Source organism: Shimia sp. NS0008-38b (assembly GCF_040370365.1).
Classification (GTDB): Bacteria; Pseudomonadota; Alphaproteobacteria; order Rhodobacterales; family Rhodobacteraceae; genus Shimia.
In genome coordinates this window covers 1016408-1036883 of sequence record NZ_BAABWQ010000002.1, presented here as the reverse complement: position 1 = coordinate 1036883, position 20476 = coordinate 1016408, and the positions used below count along the sequence as shown (strand labels likewise).

Genomic DNA, 20476 nt, shown 5'->3' with positions numbered 1-20476 from the left:
ATGGCTGAAATCACGCATGTATCGCCGTTGGCACCCTCTGATTTTCCAGACATTCCCATCGTTGACGGAGTCGCTTTTGCCACCGCAGAGGCTGGAGTAAAATACGCCGGTCGCAAAGACGTGATGCTCGCACAATGCGCTCCGGGAACGACAATTTCAGGTGTATTTACAAAGTCCGCGACCCGATCGGCGTCGGTGCTGGACTGCCAAGAAAAAATTGGCATATCCAGCGATGCGGGCGCGGCAATTATTGTGAACGCAGGCAATGCCAATGCGTTCACCGGCAAAAACGGCGTGACGGCCACCAAATCTGTCACACATGCAGTTGCGGCCTGCCTTGATGTTCCAGAGGAGCGTGTATTTTCCTCCTCTACAGGCGTTATTGGAGAACCGCTTCCCCATCAGCGTATCACTGAGAAACTTGAAGTGCTAAAAGCAAACCTTTCAGCGGCATCCATAAGGGATGCGGCAGAAGCGATCCGGACAACCGATACATTTGCTAAGGGTGCGAAGTGCATTTTTGAGACCAATGGAAAGACCGTCAACATAGCGGGCATTGCCAAGGGCTCAGGTATGATTGCGCCCGACATGGCCACGATGTTGGTCTATATTTTTACTGACGCCAAAATTTCACAGTCAGACCTGCAGTCTGTGGTGTCTGATCTCAATGCCGAAACCTTTAACGCCATTACGGTGGATAGCGACACTTCTACGTCGGACACACTCTTGGTGGCAGCAACAGGTGCCTCAAACGTCGAAGTCACCTCAGAAACAGAAGAATTCCGGCAGGCTCTTCATTCAGTAATGCTACAATTGGCGCATTTGGTTGTACGAGACGGTGAAGGTGCAACGAAATTTGTTGAAGTGAGGGTGACGGGTGCAGCGTCTAAGGCCGATGCACGTACTCACGCCATGGCCATCGCAAATTCTCCGTTGGTCAAAACTGCTATCGCTGGCGAAGATCCCAATTGGGGTCGCATTGTAATGGCCATCGGTAAATCTGGTGCTGCGGCCGATCGGGATCTTTTAAGCATTCGCTTCGGCGACATTTTGGTTGCGGAAAACGGCTGGGTGTCGCCGGACTACAAAGAAGACGATGGCGCTCAGTATATGCAGAGGCAGAACATCCAAATTTCGGTGGATTTGGGTTTAGCGGAGGCGCAAGACACCGTGTGGACCTGCGATCTCACACATGGGTATATCACCATAAATGCGGACTACAGATCTTGAGGACGGTTCTCGTATCAGCTGTCGTCCTTGTTGACGCCGATGGGCGTATCCTTTTGGCGCAACGCCCTGAGGGCAAGTCTATGGCGGGCCTCTGGGAATTTCCGGGCGGCAAAGTTGAACAGGGCGAAACCCCGGAAGCCGCTCTAGTTCGGGAACTTCAAGAAGAGCTTGGAATAGGCACTTGGGCGAGTTGTTTAGCACCTCTTACATTTGCGTCTCACAGCTATGAGAACTTTCACCTGCTTATGCCACTTTATGTCTGCAGAAAATGGGAGGGTGTTCCACAACCCAAAGAGGGACAAACTCTCAAGTGGGTAGGCGCTGAAAAATTAAGAGATTTTGAGATGCCACCCGCCGACATTCCACTGATTCCGATGATTCGTGATTGGGTTTGAGTCAAAATTTAGTCATGCGTCTAATTTTTCCGCTCAATTTATGCGCGAAATTGGAAAGATTTTCTTCATTTTTTCGGGATGCACGCTATTATGACATGTGCATGACGATCCTGTTGTGCACCAAATGTTAACCAAACCGATGTTTATTGGATGTCAATCAAGTGGGGATTTTTGACATGCTTAAGACAATAACTGTAGGCAGCTGTGTATCGATCCAGGGCCCTGTCGTGAAAAACTTTCCAGATGGGCGCGTGTCCATCCGTGTGGGTGACAAGGTGTATTCTGGTAAACCGATTTCCTAACCACAGCCACATGAGCAACGAAAAAAGGGCCTCTCCTATTTCAGGAGTGGCCCTTTTTCTTAGTAACTTGGATTTTTGTGTACGCTGGATCACTCCAGCGTACGTGTAACCTCTTCACGTTCGAAGATCTCGATCACATCACCCGCGCGAATATCGTCATAGTTCTCAAATGCCATGCCGCATTCCTGACCAGACTGAACCTCTGCCACTTCGTCCTTAAAGCGTTTCAGAGTCTTCAGTGTGCCTTCGTGAATCACAACGTTGTCGCGCAACAAACGCACACCAGCGGAACGACGCGCGATACCTTCAGTAACAAGACAGCCAGCAACTTTGCCGACACCAGTGACTTTGAAGACCTCTTTGATGGCTGCGTAGCCAATGAAGTTCTCGCGAATTTCAGCAGATAGCAGACCTGAGGCTGCCGCTTTCACATCATCAACCAAATCGTAGATCACAGAGTAGTAGCGGATCTCTACACCTTTTTGATTGGCGGTGTTGCGAGCAGAAGCGTTGGCACGAACGTTAAAGCCCATGATTGGCGAACCACTGGCTTCCGCCAGACCAACATCGGTTTCGGTAATCGCGCCCACACCGGAATGTAGCACGCGAACTCGCACCTCGTTGTTGCCGATTTTCTCCATCGCTTGAACGATCGCCTCGGCAGAGCCTTGCACGTCAGCCTTTACCAAAATTGGCAGTTCGGCAACATTTTCGTCTTCCTTGGCTTTCTGCATCAACTGTTCGAGAGTTGTAGCTGCACCCGCAGCGGCGCGTTTATCCTTAGCAACCTGAGCGCGGTATTCGGCGATCTCACGAGCTTGAGCTTCAGTGGCAGTCACGTTCAAAACGTCACCCGCTTCAGGTGTGCCGTTCAGGCCAAGAACCTCTACGGGCACCGAAGGTCCGGCTTCCTTTACGCGCTCGCCTTTATCGTTAATCAGCGCACGAACTTTACCATATTGCTCGCCCACGACGAAGATGTCGCCCTGACGCAGGGTACCTTTCTGAACCAGAACGGTTGCAACCGGGCCACGACCGACGTCCAATTGAGCCTCGATCACAGCCCCCTGCGCGGCACGATCTGGATTCGCCTTGAGCTCCAAGATTTCGGCCTGCAGCGCAATCGCTTCCAACAGAGCATCCAGACCCTGGCCAGTATGTGCAGAAACTTCCACATCCTGAACTTCACCGGACATGGCTTCCACGATGACCTCATGCTGCAGCAACTCTGCGCGCACTTTATTTGGATCCGCTGCCGGTTTGTCGATCTTGTTGATCGCCACGATCATCGGCACCTCGGCAGCCTTTGCGTGGTTAATCGCCTCGATGGTCTGAGGCATGACCGAGTCATCGGCCGCCACCACCAACACTACGATGTCTGTCACCTGCGCACCACGAGAGCGCATAGATGTAAAGGCAGCGTGACCAGGTGTATCGAGGAAAGAGAGTGTTACATCATCATCGGTTTTGACCTGATACGCACCAATGTGTTGAGTGATGCCTCCGGCCTCGCCCGAAACCACTTTTGCATCGCGAATCGCATCCAAAAGTGACGTTTTACCGTGGTCAACGTGGCCCATGATGGTGATTACCGGTGGACGGGACTGCAAGTCACCTTCAGCTTCATCACTGTCGGAGATCACATCTTCCACGTCAGCGTCAGAGACACGCACAACTTTGTGGCCAAATTCTTCGATGATCAACTCAGCTGTATCAGCATCAATTGTTTGGTTTTGCGTGACCATCATGCCCATGTTCATGAGCGACTTAACAATGTCAGCAACACGTTCGGCCATACGGTTAGCCAGCTCAGACACAACAATGGCCTCTGGCAGCTGCACATCACGCACAACCTTTTCGCGCTCAACTGTGCCACCCATCGCTTTTTGACGCGCGCGCTCTTGCTTACGCTTCATCGCAGCCATCGACCGATGACGATTGTTTTCACCACCAGTTGCCTGGCCCAGAGTCAACTTACCGGAACGGCGACCGTCATCTCGACCTTTACCACGACCACGCTGTTCACGTTCCCGATCAGCTTTTCGAGGCGCTTGCGTTGGAGCGGGCTTTCCAGTCGGTGCGCCGCGCCCTTGAGGAGCCGCCGCTGCCGACGGAGCAGCAGCGGGCGCTGCGGCTTCAGCTGCCGCACGCTTGGCGGCCTCTTCCGTCTCTTTTTTCTTACGTTCTTCTTCTTCGGCCTTTTTACGCGCTTTTTCTTCAGCTTCACGCTGTTCACGCTCTTTGGCTTCCGCTTCAAGGCGACGCCGTTCACGTGCCTCAGCCCGTTCTTTTTCTTCGGCTTCACGCTTTGCAGCGTCTTCAGCTTCGCGCGCTTTCGCAGCTTGTAGCGCTTTCAAACGGCGCTCCATTTCCGCATCCGAAATGCCCGCCGGGCGGCGATTAGGATCACCACCTGCTTTGGGGGAAGCGCCCCCAGTTTTCGCCGCACCAGGCTTGGGCACTACAACGCGCTTGCGCTTGGTTTCCACCACGACATTTTTCTTGCGTCCGTGGCTAAAGCTCTGCGTCACGTTGCCAGGGCGGCTTCCACCGCGCAGACCCAAGGTTTTTTTACCGTCGTTATCGCTCATCTGGCTGTCTTGTCCTTCCCGGAGGCCGATGCCACCGTTTTTTCGCGTACGCCTTTTAATCTTAGGGCTTCCTCTACAACACGTTTTGTGAGTCCGCCAGACGCAAGCGCTCCATGTATCACAGTTTGTCTCCCAAATGCCAAACCCAATTCAGCGGCTGAGAGCCAATCTATGTGGTGCCCTCCAACAGGAGGTCTTAGTTTCGTTTTGCCACGTTCAGAGCCATCACTAGCCTGCAGCAGGACCACGGCGACATCTTTGGTCAGCCAGTCCTTCACTTTTTCGTATCCAGTCACGGCCTTACCCGATTTCCGAGTAAGGCTGATTAAATCCACAGTGCGGCGCCCGAGTTGGCGAGACACTTCTGCAACCAAATCTTCCGGCACGGAAACCTGTTGCTTTGCAGCCCGAGCGAACACGCCTTTCTTGGTCGCTTTCGCCAGAACTTCGGCATTGGCCGTGACCCATATCCCGCGACCGGGCAATTTGCCAGCGATATCCGGCACTACCTGATTATCAGGGCCGACGACAAACCTAATGAGCCCTTCGACAGGCAGCACGTCGCCTGTGATGATGCACTTGCGCTCTGGCATTTCGCCCTTTTTGCCGGGACGGCCACCTCGGCTCATTTCACGCCCACTGAGGCCTGAGATCAGGCCTCAGCCTCCTCGGTTGCGCCGTCGTCGCCGTGTTCGTCTGCAGTTTCCAAATCTGCCGGATCAACCCATCCCAAAACGATACGGGCAGTCATCACCATATCCTGAGCCTCTTCAAGCGTTATGCCATAAGGCTCCAAAACACCGTCATCTTTGATGCGCTCGCCATTTGACGTGGTCCAACCACCCGCGAGTTCCCAGTCAGCACATGTAGCAAAGTCTTCGAGGTTGAGAACGCCATCTTTCGCCAAAGCTTCGATCATTTGGGGTGTCAAACCATCAAATGCAACAAGGCTGTCCTGAACACCCAACTCGCGAGCCGCATCCAGAGCGGCCTTATTTTTTGCATCAATGTAGTCACGAGCACGCGCTTGAAGTTCGTTTGCTGTACCTTCATCGACACCGTCGATAACAAGCAACTCATCAACTTCAACGTAAGCAACTTCTTCAAGGTTGGAGAAGCCTTCAGACACCAGAAGTTGTGCGAAGAATTCGTCGAGGTCCAAAGTATCCATAAACAGCTTGGTACGCTCTTCGAACTCTTTCTGGCGGCGCTCAGATTCGTCCGCTTCTGTCATGATATCGATGTCCAGCGCCGTCAGCTGACTTGCAAGGCGCACGTTTTGTCCACGGCGACCGATTGCAAGGCTCAACTGCTCATCGGGAACAACAACTTCGATCTTACCGGCTTCTTCGTCCAGAACAACTTTGGACACTTCGGCTGGCTGCAGTGCGTTCACCAAGAACGTTGGCTGATCTTCATTCCAAGGAATAATATCGATCTTCTCGCCTTGCAGCTCGTTTACTACTGCTTGAACGCGAGAGCCGCGCATACCCACACACGCGCCGACAGGATCAATCGATCCGTCATGCGAGATCACAGCAATTTTAGCGCGCGAACCTGGATCACGAGCAACAGCTTTGATGTCAATAATGCCGTCATAGATTTCTGGCACTTCCATCTTAAACAGTTCGGCCATGAATTCTGGCGCGGTCCGGCTAAGAAAAATCTGGTGGCCGCGCGGCTCACGGCGCACTTCCTTAATATAGGCACGCACTCGGTCGCCAGAGCGATAGCTCTCACGACCAATTTTGTCATTGCGACGCAAAACAGCCTCAGCACCGCCAACATCAACAATCACATTGCCGAATTCTTCGCGTTTCACTGCGCCGTTGATGATTGTACCAGCACGATCTTTAAAGTCTTCGTACTGACGATCACGCTCAGCTTCACGCACCTTCTGCAAAATCACCTGCTTGGCAGACTGCGCAGCGATCCGGCCCATTTCAACTGGCGGAACTTCTTCTACAAAGACGCTGCCAACTTCAGGATTCTCCATGTACTGCTTTGCCTGATCAACCGTAAATTCCGCTTGATAGTTTTCCAGCAGCTCATCCTCGACGACAGTGCGCACACGCGTGAATGTCGCCTTGCCGGTTTTGCGGTCGATGGACACGCGAATATCCATCTCAGCGCCGTAACGGCTTTTGGCAGCGCGTGCGAGCGACTCTTCCATCGCCTCAACAACAAGGCCAGGGTCGATCATCTTTTCGCGCGCAACTGCTTCGGCAGTTTGAAGCAGTTCAAGTTGGTTTGCAGAGGTGATTGCCATTAGTCTTTACTCCTCGGACTCGCCGGTCTCGATGTCGTCAAATTCTTCTTCGTTCAAGATGCCCGCGTCTTTACGAGCTTTCAGCATCTCTTTGATCAGATCGTCAGTTAGCATCAGTTTTGCATCTGCCAACCAATCGAAGTTCAAGCCAACCGTTACGGTTTCACCTTTGTCTTCGATATTGATCAGCACATCTTCGCCTTCAATACCCGCTAAGATACCGCGAAAGCGCTTGCGCCCATCAATCAACTCGGAAGTCTCAATCTTGGCTTCATACCCTTCAAAGGCATCAAAGTCTTTCATGCGCGTCAGCGGACGATCCACGCCGGGGCTACCCACTTCCAGAGTATAAGAGTCTGCCAAAGGATCTTCGACATCCAGTACAGCGCTGATGGCATTGGAAATCTGTGCGCACTCGTCAACTTCAATACCGCCGCCCGGCCGTTCGGCCATGACTTGCAGCGTGTGGGACTTGCCGCCCATCAAGCGCAAACGTACTAATTCGAACCCCATGTCCTCAATGACAGGGGTGATAATATCAGCCAGCTTACGGTCTATCGCCGCCTTGGCAATTAGTTCACTCATATACGTGTTCCAAACACAAAAAAACGGGCGCGCGGCCCGTCGATCTTTCCCGGTGGAGCGCTTGGACTAACCCGCGCGCGCCGCTGTTGGAGGGGATATACGTGTGGAGAGCTGAGTCTGCAAGTCCCAATCGTATCCTGCGTTAAGCCCGCCACCACCTTTCAGCAAAACGAGCATTGTCCATCGCATAATGTGCACCAATTTTTGCCGGGACTGCAATGCTCCCCGAGTGCGCCTGCAAGTGATTCATAAATGCAGGAACAACCAGACCGCTATGCGATCGAACACGCTCTTGTAGATCAATGTAGTGTGTTTTGCGTTTGGCTGTATCCATCTCTGAACGCGCAGCCGCTAATGTGCGGCCAAATTGCGGATCCTGCCAACCACAACGATTCCACATCGCGCCGGGAGCAAGAAAAGTGGAGATCGCCCAGTCTTCCGTTGCTCGACCAGCCGTGGATTGTAGGTGCGCATGTGCATCGGCTGTCACGATCTCAACACGAAGCCCAACCCGTGCCATTTGGCGTTTAAACAGAGAAACCGCCCCAGCACCTTCGCTTGATACTTGCACTCTCAGGTGATCAACTCCGGCCTTAGACAAAAGCGACCTGGCCTTTGTTGGATCGAACTCTAGTCCAGAAAGGTTTTCAGCGAAATATGGGTTTGCCGGACCGACAGGTGTGTCCGCACCGATCCGCCCAAACCCCAAGAGGGTTTCATCCACAAATTCAGATCGATCAATCGCGTGTTTGACAGCTGCGCGCACTGCATCCAGATCAGTCCATGACACATCGCCAATCACGGCAAAGCAGTAGTGTTGATTACCACTCAAACTCTGCAGAGACAAAGAGCGCATTTCATCAACTTGGAGGGCGTGCGCGGGAGAAAGTTGCGCGGAAACATCCAACGCTCCCTCCAGAAGGCCATTTACTCGAGCGGCCGAATTGGGTTCATTCCACAGGTCAATTTCATCAAAGAAACCGGCCTTGTCACCCTTGTAGTGCGAAGCGACCCTTGTGGCCCTTAGATGGACGCCGGGTTCGAAATTCTCAACCCGATAGAGACCCGTCCCAACGCCGTTTTGTTGCGCCAGCTCAACATATCCGGAGGGATAGATCACCAAATGGTAGTCAGAGACGAGGTAAGGAAAATCAGCATTGGGCGCGGCCAAGACGAATTGAACCTGATGCGGGGTGACTTCTCGGATGTGTATCACATCACGCAGCAAAGGCTCCGCCGGCGACACACCGACCGCCTGCATGTGCAACGCAAAACTCTCGATCACATCCTGCGCGACAAAGGGTTTTCCATTGTGAAACGTTGCATCCGATTGCAGATCAAAGGTCCAAACCTTTGCATCCACACTCGCCTCCCAACTTTTCGCCAACTCCCCGCGGAGTGCGCCATCAGGACCAATTTCCGTTAAACAATCAAAAACAGCGCCATGTGCCGCGGCCATCATGAAAAGACTATCGTGAGTCCGAGTGTCCCAGCTGTCCAATACAGACCCACCAGACAAGGCTGCACGCAAGGTTCCACCCCGTTTGGGCGTCGCCGCAGACAAACCCATACCAGACGCCGCAAGCACACCGGCTGCGGCACCAGAGGTCAAAAGGCTGCGTCGGCTGATTAGAGACAAATGCGTACTCCGGTTGGTCGGTTCCAAATCAGACGCATTTCCACCTTGGATGTCCAGACGAATTCTCAAATTCTGGCAAGATCGTCCATGATGCGTACAAGTTCTGCGCTTATGCCGGGCTCTGACAAAGCATGACCTGCGTTCCGTATGATGCGCAAGTGTGCCATTTCTCCCCACGCTGTCGCAAGATCATGCGCAGCTTTGGGTGGACAAATCATGTCGTAGCGACCCTGAACAATGTAGCCAGAAATGCCCTTGAGGATTTCCATATTCGCAAGGATGTGCCCGTCCTGCTCAAGAAAACCGCGATTGGTGAAGTAGTGATTCTCCAAACGCGAAAAGGCGCGCGCGTATTCCGCCGGGGCTTCGCCACCGGTTCCATTTGAATATACCGACGCCAGCGCATTTTCCCAACTTGCCCAAGCGCGGGCGAACTTCACCTCAGTTGCATGATCACCACTAAAGAGGCGCTTATGGTATGCCGCAATCAAATCACCTTGCTCAGATTCCGGAATAACATCTTTAAACCGCTTCCAAGGTTCGGGCCAAAAATGCCCAGCGCCACCGCCATAAAACCAATCTAGCTCCGATTGCATCATGAGGAAAACCCCACGCAAGACCAGACAGGCCGTGCGCGCCGGGTGGCTTTGGGCATAAAGAAGGGACAATGTCGCACCCCAGCTTCCACCAAAGACGATCCATTCGTCGATATCCAACGTAGTACGAATATCTTCCATATCTGAGACCAAGTGCCAGCTGGTGTTGTGCTCCACTGCTGCATGGGGGCGAGACCGACCACAGCCGCGCTGATCGAAGAGGATGATACGATAGTACTTAGGGTCAAAATAGCGACGCATCGCTGGACTACACCCGCCGCCGGGGCCACCGTGCACAACAACAACCGGCAACCCACTTGGATTGCCAGATTGTTCCACGTAGATGCTGTGGCCATCGCCCACGTCCAGCATCCTCTGGTCAAATGGTTCGACCGGCGGGTAAAGATAGTGCACTGCGCGCTTTTGGCCCGAGTTTTTGTCCATGTCCGACCTATACTGGTTGCGACGCCCAAATGAGCATGGAGAGATTAAAATGCAAGCCACCAATACCACGGTAGACCCTGCCGAAGTGGCCAAGTTCGAGGCTATGGCGGCAGAGTGGTGGGACCCAAATGGTAAATTTAAGCCACTTCACATGCTCAATCCCTGTCGTCTTGACTACATTACGTCTCAGATTGCGGCAGAGTTCAATCGCGACCTTTCAATGCCGCGCCCATTTGAAGGTTTGAGACTGCTTGATATTGGCTGTGGCGGGGGCCTATTGTCTGAGCCAATGGCGCGTCTAGGCGCTGATGTGATCGGAGCTGATGCAGCGGCGGGAAACTTACCCGTCGCCCGCGTACATGCGGCACAATCTGGCCTTAAAATTGACTATCGGCACTGTACAGCAGAATCACTTTCAGAAGCGGGTGAGCAATTTGACATTGTTCTAAACATGGAAGTTATCGAGCACGTGGCCGACCCACTAAGCTACATGACAGCCTGCCAGAAATTGCTCAAACCCGGTGGTCTACATTTGTGCTCAACCATAAATCGCAACGCCAAGAGCTTCGCGATGGCCATCGTTGGGGCAGAGTTTGTGATGCGTTGGTTGCCCAAAGGCACACATGAATGGAACAAATTCATTACGCCCGATGAGCTATTTGCATTGATCGAACAGTCCGGTCTTGCTCCCGTTGATCGCAAAGGCTTTGTGTTCAACCCACTTAGTTGGCGTTGGTCCATCTCAGACCGTGACCTAAGTGTGAACTACGTAACCGCGAGCATAAAACGCTAAATGAGCCTAGCCATGTTCTTCTAGTTTCAACCGCAATTCACGCAAAATGGGGAGGGCTGCACGAACGCGGTCGTCTCCAAGTTTGCTCACCATGTCGTTGATGATTGGCGCCATACAGGCGAGCGCGGCATGCCGCGCTTGTCGACCAGCCGGACTAATAGCAACCATTTTCCGGCGCGCGTCGTCCCAGTCCGGGCGGATATGTACGTATCCTGCAATCTCAAGTTTGTGCAACGTATTGGTCATAGCTCCGCGTGTTAAATGAAAAGTCTTAGCCAGTTGCGCAGGGCTGCGTTCAATATTTGAGCGGTCTAGGTGGTTTAGAACAGAAAAATGCGACAACTCCATGCCCTTAGGCAACACCTTCGACAACCGGGATCTGGCAAGCTGATCCACCATTAGAATCTCGCCAAACAATGTAATGGCCAATCCGCTCGTTTCGTTCATTTAAGGCCCGCTAAACTCTCGATCGTGTTGCAGTGATGGCACTTGCCTGCGCGCTTTGTGGACCAAAGACAAATCGACATCAACAAGCGTCACACCAACACTCACACCCGCATCAGCAAGAATCTCTCCCCAAGGACTGACAACCATAGAATGCCCATGTGTGCGACGGGAGTGGCCGCGACTACTTGAGTGAACACCTGTTTGCGCAGGCGCGATCACAAAGCATCCTGTCTCAATGGCGCGCGCGCGCAGAAGCACTTCCCAATGCGCAGCACCTGTGACGTGTGAGAAAGCCGCAGGGACTGTTAAAATCTCAGCGCCCGCCTGCGCCAAGGCGCGCTGCAGTTTGGCAAAGCGGACATCATAACACACTGTCATGCCGATTTTGCCAAACGGGGTCTCTGCCACCACAGCTTCTTCACCTGGTCGATAGCCATCAGACTCCCGGTAAGTTTCTTCCGGCGTGACGTCAACATCGAACATGTGGATCTTATCATAGCGCGCGACGATTTCTCCGGTGTCTGAGATCACAAAGGATCTGTTCGCAAATCTCGCATCGGGGTCGTCTGTCTTAAGTCCCAGGCTGCCAATCAGCAGCCAAATCGAAAGCTCAGAGCTTAGTTTTTGGAGGGACAAGAGCGTGTCGTCCTCACCCTCATGTTGTAGAACGTCGCTTTGCTGCTTTCTACTGGTAGAAAGACAATTCATAACCTCTGGCAAAAAGGCAAAGTCCGCGCCGCGCGACTTTGCCTCCCGCAACATCTTGGAGGCCTGCGCCAAATTGTCCTTGGGGCTATCCGAAGAGGTCATTTGAAGAAGAGCGACGCGCATGTTCAGGTCACGCTGCCAAGAGCGAATCTAGCTTCCCTGCTCGCTCCAAAGCGTAAAGATCGTCACAACCGCCAACGTGTGTATCGCCAATAAAAATCTGAGGCACAGTTCGCCCGCCGTTTGCCCGCGTGATCATCTCTGGTTTGCGGTTGGGGTCCTGAAAAACGTCGATTTCGGTAAACGACACGTCTTTCTGATTCAAAAGGCGCTTGGCGGCATGACAAAATCCGCACAGAGGGCTGGTGTAAATTTCGACAGGCTGCATGTTGTATCCTTTGCGTTCTTGCAACATTTGTCAGGCATTTAGGTGCCCTTTGCAACGCGTGCCAGTGTCACCACACACACATCTTTGGCATTTCCATGTAAACAAGCCCTTGTTGCCGCTTTCAGCGTCGCACCACTTGTCAATACATCATCCACAAGAAGCACGTTTGCGCCACCCAACAAAGTGCTCCATTTGGGATTCGGCACAATGGCATTGTTAAGTTTTGCATAGCGCTCTTTCGCCCCAAGACCTTCCAAACTGCCGCGGGCGCCGATTCTGAGCAACAAGTCGGGACAATAGCGCGCACCTAGCATTGCAGCCAAAGCTTGGGACATCAATGCAGCTTGATTGTATCTCCGCTTTAACAGACGGAGTCGATGTAGCGGAACAGGGGCAATCAGAACGTCTTGCGTGAGTAACGGTTTGGCCGCCTGTGCCAACCATTTTGCGGCAGGCAAAGAGATGTCAGTTCGATCTCCATGCTTCAGCGCCAAGACCAGATCTCGTCCCGCTGCGGTATACCTAAATGCTGATCGCCCCTTGCTCCAAGGCGGTGTCTCGACCAGACACTCATCACAAACCACACCGGCTTGCGCATCTCCTCCAGCCATTGGTCTCCCACATGTGTTGCAGACCTCTGACCCCAGAAACTCCACCTCTGCCCAACACGCCGCGCATAGTCCAAAATCACTTTCGACCATGACACCGCAAGCCACACATCTGGGCGGAAACAAAAGCTGCAACGCTGTTTGAATCTTACCCTTCACAGGCCTATTGTCTGCGCTATGCAAAATAACCCTCAACTAACTGACAGAACAACATTGGATCGCAACCGAGCGCGTGCCGATCAAACATCCGGCATGTTCTTACACCACGCGGCGATAGACGAGATTCAGGATCGCCTCAGCATGGTTAACAGGGAGTTTACAAGCCCAGCCATTGTAACGGGGTTTCCTGATGTTTGGGCAAGTTGCGTCCCAAATCCAACTCTTGTTCCTGATACGGATGTGTTGGACCTGAAAGACGGCACCCATGATTTGGTGATCCATGCCATGGGTCTACATTGGGCGGATGACCCCGTTGGGCAAATTATTCAATGTCGCAGAGCTTTAAAAGATGATGGGTTGTTTCTAGCAGTGTGTTTCGGAGGACAAACGCTCAGCGAATTGCGCGCATCCCTCGCACAAGCCGAAATTGAGATTTCTGGCGGCCTGTCTCCACGTATAGCGCCGATGGCAGAGATCCGGGAATTGGGTGCGCTACTACAACGCTCTGGCCTAGCCTTACCTGTCGCAGATTCCGTCCCGCAAAAAGTGACCTATGAAACACCTTGGTCGCTGATGAACGATTTGCGTCTCATGGGTGAAAACAATGCCTTACGAGACCGGATAAAAACGCCAACACCGAAATCTATTTTGATCCGAGGTTGCGAAATCTACGTAGAGACGTTCATGGAACGCGGACGTATTCCTGCAACCTTCGAATTGATTTTTCTCACAGCCTGGGCACCGGATGATAGCCAACAACTACCGCTGCGCCCCGGCTCTGCTCAAAATAGGCTCGCAGATGCGCTCGGTGCTTCTGAAATTAAACTCCCTAAGTGACCAGCCAAATCGGACTCCCTAAATGTCTCAAGTGACCCGCCCACCCCACGCTCCAACGGAGCACCCAAAAATCGCGCGCGGAAAGACCGGCGTGCTGCTCGCCAACCTTGGAACGCCGGACGACTACAGCTATTGGCCGATGCGTCGATATCTGAACGAATTTTTGTCAGACAAACGAGTCATCGATTACCCGGCGTGGAAATGGCAGCCGCTTTTACAACTCATCATTCTGACAAAACGCCCTTTCTCAAGCGGCAAAGCGTATGAGTCGATCTGGGACAAAGAAAACGGCGAAAGCCCTCTGATGGTCATAACCAAAGAGCAAACCACAAAAATCGCGGAGACCCTTACGGAGCGACACAGCGATCATGTAATGGTTGATTTTTGTATGCGGTATGGAAATCCTTCAACAATTTCCAAAGTCCGCGAAATGGTGGCGGCAGGCTGCGAACGTATTCTGTTTTTTCCCTTGTATCCACAATACGCAGGCGCAACCACCGCGACAGCCAACGATCAATTTTTCCGCGCGCTCATGAAAGAAAAATGGCAACCTGCTGCGCGCACCGTATCGGCCTACTTCGACCATCCTGCCTATATTGAAGCTTTGGCTCAGTCTGTTGAAGCGTCTTACGCCATGCAACCCGAACGTCCAGAGTTGTTGGTGGTTTCTTACCACGGGATGCCAAAACGCTATCTGATGGAAGGTGATCCTTACCATTGTCAGTGCCAGAAAACGACGAGGTTGCTGAAGGAGCGATTGGGATGGGACGACACTGAGCTGCGGACAACGTTTCAATCTCAGTTTGGTCCGGAGGACTGGCTCCAACCCTATACGGTGGAAGAGGTCGCGCGTGTGGCCGCCGAAGAAGGAAAGAAAAGTATTGCCGTTATCGCGCCGGCATTTTCCGCGGACTGCATTGAAACGCTCGAAGAGATTAACGAAGAGATCAAAGAGAGCTTTGAGCACGCTGGAGGCGAACACTTTCTCTACATTCCATGTTTGAACGCAGATCAAGCACACGTGGGTGCTCTGTGTGACATTATCGACGAAAATTTGGGGGGATGGGTGTCCTAGAGCCTTTTCGGTGCTTTGAAATTCAACCCTGAAACGACAAAAAGGCGGGGTACTACCCCGCCTTTTTGAATTTTAAACGTTGTTCGTTTTAGCTTGCGGAAGCAGCAGCTGCAGCAATAACCAGCAGCAGCAGCGGAATCCAAACACCGCTTGCGGAGCTTCCAGCTTCTTCTTCAATCACTACAGGTTCAACAACCGGATCGGCCATGGAGCCAGCAAATGCAGTGGAAGCGGCAGCAGTCAGAGCAGCAGCGAGAACGAGTTTCTTCATAGTATCCTCCAGAATTCGCTTGCCACCATTACAATGAGGGCGATGACAAGCACCCAAGACTTACCTCGTAGTACCCGTCTAAACAGCAAATCTGAGTGTTTGCAAACACAAGAATGCTGTTCCGCGCCTACCAGAGACAAAATGTCGTCAAATTAGCAACACTTGTGTGCCGACTTTTGTCAATGAAAACAACTCGGCAATGTGCTCATTGTACAATCCAATGCAGCCGTTTGAGGACCGGCGCCCTATCTTGCGCGTATCATGAGTTCCGTGAATACGGTAGTAGGTCCAACTCAAGTAAAGAGCATGTGTGCCCAATGGGTTATCGGGACCCGGGCCAACATAATCAGGCCATTCCGGATTGCGTTTCTGCATAGACGGTGTTGGACGCCAGCTTGGACCCTCAACTTTGCGTACGACTTTGGTGCGCCCGAGCCGTGTGAGGTCCTCCGTCAAAGGTACGGACGTCGGGTACAATTTGTACACTGACTCATCCTCTGACCAATAGTGCAGCGCACGTGAGGTGACATCCACCAACACAGCGCCGTTGTTAAGGTTACTAAAATAGGGGGCCCAATCCAGCGAACGGAAACTGGAAATATTGCGCACTACACGCTCATCCAGATCGCGTTCTACTTCGGTGGTGCCCGGCTCCGTTTGCGCAATCGCAGGCGTGCTCAAAAAGGCAGCACCGCTTGCCAAGAATGCCCGGCGGCCAAATCTGTTGGACCGATTTGCAGTCATGTTCTTCTCCAGAAACTCAGACTTAAAGTTGTCGCCAGCATATGGCGGGAATGCCTCAGTCGCAATTCAATCAATTGTCAAAGAGCGATGTCACGCCGATGTGGGTTTTCACGGCAACTTTGCGCAGGTAGGAGTGTGTCATTAAATTTTGGTGGACAGGATCACAATGCGTGTAATTGCTCTTTTGTTGGTGGCAGCTCTTGGTTTGACGGCATGTGGACCCGGGACTGGGTCGTCGGGTGCGCGCCAGTACAAGATTTCTTCAGGCAACACGTCACGTGTTCAGTTTCGCGTGCTTGATTCCATCAACGCGTTGCGACAAGCCTCCGGAGCGCCAGCGGTCGAACTGAATGCGCAACTCAATGCAGCAGCAGCCACGCACGCCCGCGATATGGCGCTGCAGAACCGTCCTTGGCATTTTGGCTCTGACGGTTCCTCTCCCTTGGATCGTGTTTCCCGCGTTGGGTATACGGGGAGTTTAACGGGAGAAACCATCAGCGAAACTTATGAAAGTGAAGTTGAAACCCTCGCAGCTTGGATGCAACAAGACGACACCCGTGCCGTTATCCTCGACCCAAAAGCCCAAGACATGGGATTTGCTTGGTTCCAAGAGGACAACGGTAAAATCTGGTGGACAATGGTCATGGGACGTCAGCCTGACACCGTATTCGCCGGGCTCTAAGGATAGATAGACACCACGGTTCCGTTGTTTACCATGGCATAGATATCACGCATTTCCTTATCGGTCACCGCAATGCAGCCCGCGGTCCAATCGTCTTCGCCGTTCCGAAACGCTTTGGGACGCCCATGGATAAAGATATCACCGCCGGGCGATTTCCCAATCGACGCCGCATATGCCCGGTCTGCTGCATTGGGATAAGAAATGCCAATTGATAGGTAAAATGCGCTGTTGGGGTTACGTCGATCGACCAGATAGTCACCTTCAGGCGTGCGACCATCCCCCTCGATTTGCTTATGACCAAGTGGTTCAAAACCCAGCTCGATATCATAAGATTCAAGCACTTGATCGTGGTGCAGCAAGTACATCTTCCGACGCTCTTTAAACACCGCAACACGCGTCACTTCAGGTCCATTGTAGGTGATAAATTTGCTCGAACAACTTGCCAACGCAAACGCCAGAACGGCAATCATCATCGCGGAAATAAGACGCATCCTGCGGTCCTCTTAAGTATGTTTTTTCTGCCTCTGCAATCAAACTACCAGAACTGCAAGGCCGTTTCTTTTCACGGCTGCGTGATACACCCTATTTCCGAATAAACCTTGAAGCCAACTCCACATGAGACGACCAACGGAATTGATCCACAGTCTGAACCCATTCCAAAACATATCCGGAGGCCACCAGCACAGCGGCGTCTCGCGCAAAGGTCACCGGGTTACACGACACATAAGCGATCTCTGAAACATGCGATTTTGCCAGTTCAGAGATTTGTGCTTCTGCACCAGCCCGCGGCGGATCAATCACGGCAAAATCATAACGTAGATCTTCCGCAATCACCGGGTTTCGGAACAGATCTCGCCTCTCACTTGTCACTTGTTTTAGACCACTGGAGCCACGCCAGCCTGCATCCAATGCACTGACCATCGATATCTCACCTTCGATCCCATGCATCTGGTATTTTTCTGCAAGCGGGAACGTGAAAGTCCCACACCCAGCAAAGAGATCAACGCCAATTTTTCCGCCTGATATAGCCCGTTTAACGGCTGCGAGGAGGGCTTGTTCACCCTCCTTTGTCGCCTGCAAAAAGGCACCCGGTGGTGGCACAATCCGGGCGGCTCCAAATAGCTGATATGGCGTCATCCGCGTCGTGACCACTTCACCGTCCCAGGTCAGGCGGGCCAAACCAAAACGCTCCGCCTGCTGAGCCAATCCCGCCAACAACGCGCCATCAAGTGGTTTGCCTCCTGAAACAGCAAGATCCAGACCGGTTTCTGCCAAGGTCACGGTTGCGCTCAACGCGCCTTTGCGTGACCCCGCCATTTGGCTCAACTCCGAGACAATCTCCAAAGCCGGCATCAGGTCGGGATGCAAAAGTTGACAATCTGGCACATCCACAATGATGTCAGAAGCCCGCGCGTGAAATCCGACCAATGCGCCTTTCTTTGTGCGCCGTGCGGACAGAACCGCACGCCTGCGCGATTGGCTGGGCGACGTGATGATTGGCAACAGGTTGCTTTCCAAGCCTTGCGCGGCCAAAGCTTGCCGCACAACGTCGACTTTCCAAGTGGCCACAAACCCATCTGACGCGTGCTGCAACAAGCATCCCCCACAGGCTTTGAAGTGGCGACAAGGTGCTTTGACACGGTGCTCGGACGGTTGCAAAACACGCATATTCTTCAGCGTATTGCCCTCAACATCACCTTCCACAATTTCATCGGGAAGGGTCAGAGGCGCATACAGTGGGCCGTCGGCAATTCCATCACCGTGCAGGCCCAGTCGCTGGATTTTGATCTGGCTCATACCTGTCCCCTAAACGGCGACGGGTATGAGGTCAATTTTTACTCCGCTGCTTCATCCGCATTCAGAAAGCCGCCTGATTGTCGCGCCCAGAAACCCGCATAAAGTCCAGCATGCGCCAAGAGTTCAGAATGGCTACCCTGCTCCACGATACTGCCTTGATCTAAAACGAGAATTCGATCCATTTCGGCGATGGTCGACAGGCGGTGTGCAATCGCAATCACGGTCTTTCCAGCCATCATGCCATATAGCGTGCGTTGGATCGCTGCCTCAACTTCACTATCCAATGCACTTGTGGCTTCATCCAGCAACAAGATCGGCGCATCTTTCAAGATGACACGCGCCAAGGTAATTCGTTGGCGTTGTCCACCTGATAGTTTCACACCGCGCTCACCAACATGTGCATCGTAACCTTTGCGACCTTGGGGGTCCTCCAACTCCAGAATGAAGTCATGCGCTTCGGCTTTTTGCGCGGCAGAGATCATCTCGCTTTCGGTGGCGTTTGGACGTCCGTATAACAGGTTGTCACGAACGGAACGATGCAGCAGCGAACTGTCCTGTTGCACCATGCCAATCATGTCGCGCAGACTGTCTTGGCTGACCTGCGAGATATCCTGCCCATCGATCAAAATACGCCCGCTTTCGGCATCATAGAACCGCAGCAACAGTTTCACGAGCGTGGATTTTCCGGCGCCAGAGCGACCAATCAAGCCAACTTTTTCGCCGGGTGCTATTGTGAGCGCCACCTTTTCCAAACCGCCACTGTCACGACCATAGTGGTGCGTCAGGTCTTGAACCTCAATTTTTCCTTCGGTCAAATTCAAGCGGTCTGCCGATTTTTCATCCACCAGGTCAATAGGTTGCGCAATGGTTTCCATGCCTTCGGCCACCACACCCAACTGACGGAAAAAGGAGGTGAGCGCCCACATGATCCAGCCGGTCATTGCATTGAGCCGCAAACTCAGGGCCGTGGCAGCGGCAACAACACCAACACTTGCCTGACCCTGCATCCATAGCCAGATGGCCCAACCCACAACAGCCACAATCAACACACCGTTCAGGGCCACCAACATGATGTCCATCAACGTGAAGATACGCATTTCTTTCTGGAAGGTTTCCCGTGTGTGTTCAATGGCTTCCTTGGCGTATTCAAGTTCACTGTTGTTGTGTGCAAAGAGCTTCACCGAATGGATGTTGGTATAGGCATCCACAACCCGGCCCGTCACCTTGGAGCGCGCGTCAGACGCCTCCTTTGAGGCTGGCCCAACCCGCTTAACGGTCCAAGCGACCAGACAGCCATAGAGCACAAGCCACCCCAACATAGGCAACACCAAACGCGGGTCGGCATCAGCCAAAAGGAATGCAGCACCAACCACATAGGCGATCGAGAAGGTGATGGCGTCAAACACTTGGAACACAGCTTCGCCGGCGGCGGGTGGGGTTTGCATAATGCGGTTGGCGATGCGACCGGCAAAGTCGTTCTCAAACCAGCCAACAGATTGACGCAAAACATGTTTATGGGCCCGCCAACGGATCAAAGTGCCAAAGTTTGGCAGCACGGTGTTGTTCAGCAGGAGGACATCCAGGGCCTGCAACGCCGGGCGCAAAAACAGCACAAACAGGATCACGACAAGAAATTCCGTCGCGTGATTGTCCCAAACCTGTGCGGGATCGCCGGACAGTAGATCCACAATGCGGCCCATATAGGCGATCAGACCGATCTCAACCGCCGCCACAATAACTGACATTATCGCTGCAAAAACAAAGACTTTGCGAAACGGCTTCGCATAGTCGCGCATAAACGGCCACAACTTGGTGGGAGGCGCATCTACTTCATCGTAGTCGCAATAGGGGTCAACGAGAGTCTCGAAATACTTGAACATGAGAAGTCCTGAAAAAAGTCAAAAGTGCAAAATGAA

At 52.8% G+C, this 20476-nt stretch carries 21 protein-coding genes; 6 read left to right on the top strand and 15 right to left on the bottom strand.

What is annotated here, in order from left to right; genetic code table 11:
* Together argJ and mutT are read left to right on the top strand one after the other, a co-directional pair.
* Positions 1–1230, top strand: coding sequence for a bifunctional glutamate N-acetyltransferase/amino-acid acetyltransferase ArgJ (gene argJ / locus ABWV47_RS11150; RefSeq protein WP_353311718.1), 1230 nt, complete (start codon positions 1–3; stop codon positions 1228–1230).
* Positions 1227–1625 (top strand): 8-oxo-dGTP diphosphatase MutT, encoded by a 399-nt coding sequence (mutT, locus tag ABWV47_RS11145; protein ID WP_353311717.1) that lies wholly within the window; start codon positions 1227–1229, stop codon positions 1623–1625. Before argJ ends, mutT begins: the two co-directional genes overlap by 4 nt.
* A 391-nt stretch (positions 1626–2016) precedes the next feature.
* Here the strand turns inward: mutT and infB are convergent, their stop codons facing one another.
* From infB to pip, 6 genes are all read right to left on the bottom strand, one after another.
* Entirely contained in the window at positions 2017–4518 is a 2502-nt protein-coding gene (gene infB / locus ABWV47_RS11140; RefSeq protein WP_353311715.1) for a translation initiation factor IF-2, read from the bottom strand.
* On the bottom strand, positions 4515–5147 hold the full coding sequence (locus ABWV47_RS11135) for an RNA-binding protein (protein WP_353311713.1): 633 nt from the start codon (positions 5145–5147) through the stop codon (positions 4515–4517). The genes infB and ABWV47_RS11135 overlap by 4 nt, the downstream gene beginning before the upstream one ends.
* Positions 5148–5170: 23 nt before the next feature.
* Positions 5171–6787: a transcription termination factor NusA gene (gene nusA, locus ABWV47_RS11130; RefSeq protein WP_353311711.1), complete on the bottom strand. Its 1617-nt coding sequence runs from the start codon at positions 6785–6787 to the stop codon at positions 5171–5173.
* A 6-nt stretch (positions 6788–6793) separates the two neighbouring features.
* On the bottom strand, positions 6794–7372 hold the full coding sequence (rimP, locus tag ABWV47_RS11125) for a ribosome maturation factor RimP (protein ID WP_353311709.1): 579 nt from the start codon (positions 7370–7372) through the stop codon (positions 6794–6796).
* A 142-nt stretch (positions 7373–7514) separates the two neighbouring features.
* Complete coding sequence (locus ABWV47_RS11120) at positions 7515–9011, bottom strand: ABC transporter substrate-binding protein (protein WP_353311707.1); 1497 nt, start codon at positions 9009–9011, stop codon at positions 7515–7517.
* A 65-nt stretch (positions 9012–9076) separates the two neighbouring features.
* Entirely contained in the window at positions 9077–10051 is a 975-nt protein-coding gene (gene pip / locus ABWV47_RS11115; protein ID WP_353311705.1) for a prolyl aminopeptidase, read from the bottom strand.
* 49 nt (positions 10052–10100) lie between these two features.
* Between pip and ubiG the strand changes: the two genes are divergently transcribed.
* The gene (ubiG, locus tag ABWV47_RS11110; RefSeq protein WP_353311703.1) at positions 10101–10844 is read left to right on the top strand and encodes a bifunctional 2-polyprenyl-6-hydroxyphenol methylase/3-demethylubiquinol 3-O-methyltransferase UbiG; all 744 of its coding nucleotides are present in this window, start codon (positions 10101–10103) and stop codon (positions 10842–10844) included.
* Positions 10845–10850: 6 nt separating this feature from the next.
* Here the strand turns inward: ubiG and ABWV47_RS11105 are convergent, their stop codons facing one another.
* From ABWV47_RS11105 to ABWV47_RS11090, 4 genes are read right to left on the bottom strand one after another with little or no spacing between them, the layout of a single operon-like run.
* Positions 10851–11291, bottom strand: a complete 441-nt coding sequence (locus ABWV47_RS11105) for a MarR family winged helix-turn-helix transcriptional regulator (protein ID WP_353311701.1) — start codon at positions 11289–11291, stop codon at positions 10851–10853.
* A complete protein-coding gene (locus ABWV47_RS11100) occupies positions 11292–12122 on the bottom strand; it encodes a carbon-nitrogen hydrolase family protein (protein WP_353311699.1) in 831 nt (276 codons plus the stop codon).
* A 7-nt stretch (positions 12123–12129) separates the two neighbouring features.
* On the bottom strand, positions 12130–12387 hold the full coding sequence (gene grxC / locus ABWV47_RS11095; RefSeq protein ID WP_353311697.1) for a glutaredoxin 3: 258 nt from the start codon (positions 12385–12387) through the stop codon (positions 12130–12132).
* Between the two features lie 38 nt (positions 12388–12425).
* Entirely contained in the window at positions 12426–13154 is a 729-nt protein-coding gene (locus ABWV47_RS11090; protein ID WP_353311695.1) for a double zinc ribbon domain-containing protein, read from the bottom strand.
* A gap of 18 nt (positions 13155–13172) precedes the next feature.
* Here ABWV47_RS11090 and ABWV47_RS11085 point away from each other — a divergent pair, with 18 nt between their 5' ends.
* Positions 13173–13991: a methyltransferase domain-containing protein gene (locus ABWV47_RS11085; protein WP_353311693.1), complete on the top strand. Its 819-nt coding sequence runs from the start codon at positions 13173–13175 to the stop codon at positions 13989–13991.
* 22 nt (positions 13992–14013) lie between these two features.
* Positions 14014–15066 carry a ferrochelatase gene (gene hemH / locus ABWV47_RS11080; protein WP_353311691.1) on the top strand — a complete coding sequence of 351 codons (1053 nt, stop codon included), beginning with the start codon at positions 14014–14016 and terminating at the stop codon, positions 15064–15066.
* Positions 15067–15154: 88 nt separating this feature from the next.
* Here the strand turns inward: hemH and ABWV47_RS11075 are convergent, their stop codons facing one another.
* Together ABWV47_RS11075 and ABWV47_RS11070 are read right to left on the bottom strand one after the other, a co-directional pair.
* Entirely contained in the window at positions 15155–15337 is a 183-nt protein-coding gene (locus ABWV47_RS11075; RefSeq protein WP_353311689.1) for a hypothetical protein, read from the bottom strand.
* A gap of 147 nt (positions 15338–15484) precedes the next feature.
* Complete coding sequence (locus tag ABWV47_RS11070) at positions 15485–16081, bottom strand: L,D-transpeptidase (RefSeq protein ID WP_353311687.1); 597 nt, start codon at positions 16079–16081, stop codon at positions 15485–15487.
* A 166-nt stretch (positions 16082–16247) separates the two neighbouring features.
* Here ABWV47_RS11070 and dalA point away from each other — a divergent pair, with 166 nt between their 5' ends.
* On the top strand, positions 16248–16763 hold the full coding sequence (dalA, locus tag ABWV47_RS11065) for a divisome-associated lipoprotein DalA (protein WP_353311685.1): 516 nt from the start codon (positions 16248–16250) through the stop codon (positions 16761–16763).
* On the opposite strand, the gene ABWV47_RS11060 is transcribed toward dalA, so the two are convergent.
* The 3 genes from ABWV47_RS11060 to ABWV47_RS11050 form a co-directional block, all read right to left on the bottom strand.
* Positions 16760–17254, bottom strand: a complete 495-nt coding sequence (locus tag ABWV47_RS11060) for a L,D-transpeptidase family protein (protein WP_353311683.1) — start codon at positions 17252–17254, stop codon at positions 16760–16762. The two genes, dalA and ABWV47_RS11060, sit on opposite strands and share 4 nt — an antisense overlap.
* Positions 17255–17345: 91 nt before the next feature.
* Positions 17346–18560 (bottom strand): class I SAM-dependent RNA methyltransferase, encoded by a 1215-nt coding sequence (locus tag ABWV47_RS11055; protein ID WP_353311681.1) that lies wholly within the window; start codon positions 18558–18560, stop codon positions 17346–17348.
* 38 nt (positions 18561–18598) lie between these two features.
* A complete protein-coding gene (locus tag ABWV47_RS11050; protein WP_353311679.1) occupies positions 18599–20440 on the bottom strand; it encodes an ABC transporter ATP-binding protein in 1842 nt (613 codons plus the stop codon).
* Between the last annotated feature and the right edge of the window lie 36 nt (positions 20441–20476).